The 2823-nt window shown below is 75.9% G+C and carries 3 protein-coding genes; 2 read left to right on the top strand and 1 reads right to left on the bottom strand.

Annotation, left to right across the window (positions count from 1 at the left end; genetic code table 11):
• The coding region (locus ACLBYE_RS30180) for a four-carbon acid sugar kinase family protein (protein WP_447696983.1) at nucleotides 1–659 on the bottom strand (659 nt) is incomplete at its 3' end.
• A 383-nt stretch (nucleotides 660–1042) separates the two neighbouring features.
• Between ACLBYE_RS30180 and ACLBYE_RS30175 the strand changes: the two genes are divergently transcribed.
• On the top strand, nucleotides 1043–2380 hold the full coding sequence (locus ACLBYE_RS30175) for a 2-keto-3-deoxygluconate permease (RefSeq protein ID WP_447696982.1): 1338 nt from the start codon (nucleotides 1043–1045) through the stop codon (nucleotides 2378–2380).
• A 52-nt stretch (nucleotides 2381–2432) separates the two neighbouring features.
• Complete coding sequence (locus tag ACLBYE_RS30170; RefSeq protein WP_447696981.1) at nucleotides 2433–2726, top strand: DUF2934 domain-containing protein; 294 nt, start codon at nucleotides 2433–2435, stop codon at nucleotides 2724–2726.
• The last annotated feature ends 97 nt before the right edge of the window (nucleotides 2727–2823 follow it).

Here is a 2823-nt window from a genome sequence, read left to right as displayed (position 1 = left end):
GGCCGGTCCGAGCCGAACAGCCCGAGGACGGGGCCGGCGAGCCGGTCGTCGCCCGGCGCCGCCACACCGCGCGCCAGGGCCGCCGCGAGGCCGCCGCTGCCGCACCAGAGCACCGGGCCGTCGCCGCCGAGATCCGCGACCCGGGCGAGGTCGGCGTCGCTCGCCGCGTCGTAGACGGCGACGCCCGCCACGGGGCCGTCGGAGACGTCGGCCCGGCGCGCCGGCAGCCCGACCGCCCGCAGGCCCTCGGCGATGTCGCCGGAGACCGGCTCGAAGCCCGCGCCGCGCCGGGCGAGCTGCCGCCCGCCCTCGGTGCGGCGTCCCTGATACGGGAAGGCCGGCGCCACCACGCAGCGCTTCCAGGCCCCGGTGCGCAGCACGGCCGCGAGTTCGGCCGCCCAGGGGCCGCGCAGCAGGCTGTCGACCTTCTTGAAGGCGATGTCGGCCCCGTCCAGCCGGGGCGCGAGGGCGCCGACGATCCGGTCGGCCTCCGCGGCCGAGCCTTCCCGGGTGCCGGAATCGATCGCCAGGCAGCCGGATCCGTCCCCCGCCAGGATCTCCGGCCACGCCACCGGGATCGACCCGCACAGGCCGGTGAAGCCCGCGGCCGTGTCGAGGGTGCCGGTGAGATCGTCGGCGATGAGGCGCAGGCGGGTCATGTCGGGCGGATCATGGCGGGAGCCGCGCCGGCCGCGCCGCCCGGCCGAGCGCGGCTCGCGTGCTCGTTGTCAGGTTGTCGCGCGGCATACCGACCGGCCGGCGCGACGGTCAAGCGGGCGGCCCCGCGCCGCGGATCGGCCGCCGCCCGGGCGAGGCCGCCGGATCGGGGAGCCGGACAGGGACGGGGGCGTCGCTGACGACATCCGGGACGCCGCCGCGGATCGTGCCGGGCCGCGCCCGGTCAGGGCTGGGCCTGCCCCGTGGCCACCACGCGCACCGGTCGGCCTCGCGTTGCGCGGACTCGTCGAAAGGTTGTAGCAGCCCGCCCGGGGGGCAAGCGGGTGCCGGAGCTCGGGACGGGGCGGCACCGGAAGGGCGACCCATGCAGATTCCCATCAAGCGCTCCCTGGAGCGCGTGCCCGGCGGCCTGATGGTGGTGCCGCTGTTCCTCGGCGCGATCCTCCACACGCTCTTCCCGGACACCGCGACCTTCTTCGGCTCGTTCACCGGCGCGCTGTTCAACGGCGCCCTGCCGATCCTGGCGGTCTTCTTCGTCTGCATGGGCGCGGGCATCGACTTCCGCGCCGCCCCGGCGATCGCCCGCAAGGGCGGCGTCCTGCTGGCCGCCAAGGTCGGCGTCGCGGCGATCATGGGCGTGGTGTTCGGCCAGATCCTCGGCGAGGCGCCGGTGGCCGGGGGCGCCTTCGCGGGGCTGTCGACGCTGGCGATCGTCGCCGCCATGAACGACACCAACGGCGGGCTCTACCTCGCCCTGATGGGCCAGTTCGGCCGCCCGAAGGATGCGGGCGCCTACGCGATCATGAGCCTCGAATCCGGGCCGTTCCTCACCATGGTGACGCTCGGGCTGGCGGGCCTGTCGGCCTTCCCGTGGCCGACCCTGGTGGGCAGCATCCTGCCGCTGCTGATCGGGATGATCCTCGGCAACCTCGACCGCGACATGCGCGCCTTCCTGTCGGGGGCGGCGCCGGTGATGATCCCGTTCTTCGCCTTCGCCCTCGGCTTCGGGCTCGATCTGGCCAAGATCTGGCAGGCGGGCCTTCTCGGCATCGGCCTCGGCGTGGCGGTGGTGGCGATCACCGGGGCCGCCCTGTTCGTCGCCGACCGGCTCACCGGGGGCAACGGCGTGGCCGGCGTCGCCGCCGCCTCGGCGGCCGGCAACGCCGCCGCCGTGCCGGCGATCATCGCCGCCGCCAATCCGGCCCTCCACGGGGGCGGCGCCCCGCCCCGCCACCATCCGGGCCAACAGGGCGCCCGCCGCCCCCGCCCCCGTGCTGGGGGCGCCGAGCGTGGTGGTCACGGCGCTGCTCGTGCCGCTGCTGACCGCCTTCGTGGCGGGGCGGGTCCGCCCGGACGCGGCCGAGGCCGATCTGGCGGCGGTTCCCGGCCCCGCGCCGACCGCACCCTGACGTCTCGCGCGGGCCGGCCGCGCGTCCCGCGCGACCGGCGGCAACCGAAATCTCCGAGTCCGGTTGTCCCTCCAGGAAGCGCGGCACGGCCGCGTCTCACGGCGAACCGGAGCGGGCACCGCATGTCGACCGAATCGAGAGGCAAGACGCATATCGACATCTACGACCGCGCCACCCGCGAGGAGTGGGCGCAGCGTTTCGGCGTCAGCGAGGAGAGGCTGCGCAAGGCGGTGACCATGGTCGGCAGCCGGATCACCAGCGTCGCCGCCTATCTCGACAAGCCGGCCGCCTGAGACCGGCGTCATGGAAGTGCCCCCCGATTTCCGTCCGCCTCCGGATCATCCGATGGCGGGGATACAGGCGCCCGGGTCCGAGCCTGGGTCCGAGACCGGCTCCGCGCCGGGACCCGCGTCCGGGACCGACGAGGCGGCACCGCAGCCCTCGGCGCGGTCGTCCGACGCGATCACGTTCGAGCAGATCCGCGAGCGGGCCTACGAGCTCTGGGAGCGCAACCACAGGCCCGAGGGCTTCGAGATCGAGTTCTGGCTGCTGGCCGAGCGGGAACTGCGCAAGGAGCGCGATCGCCGGAAGGCCGACGCGGCTCCGGCCGCGCCGCGATCCGATCCGCCGCCGGCCTGACGGTCTCCGACCTTCATCCGCGACGGCCCCGGGTCGCGGCGGACCCGGGGCCGGGCCCGGCTTCCGGCCTCCGTCGCCCGCCCGGCTTCCCTCCCCC

The sequence above is a fragment of the Methylobacterium sp. A52T genome (genome assembly GCF_053346095.1).
The sequence above is the reverse complement of the archived record's forward strand: the minus strand, read 5'-3'. Positions and strand labels throughout refer to the sequence as shown.

Excerpts from the sequence above, each read along its gene's own strand:
- ACLBYE_RS30175 (WP_447696982.1), top strand. The coding sequence starts at position 1,043 with ATGCAGATTCCCATCAAGCGCTCCCTGGAGCGCGTGCCCGGCGGCCTG.
- ACLBYE_RS30170 (WP_447696981.1), top strand. The coding sequence starts at position 2,433 with ATGGCGGGGATACAGGCGCCCGGGTCCGAGCCTGGGTCCGAGACCGGC.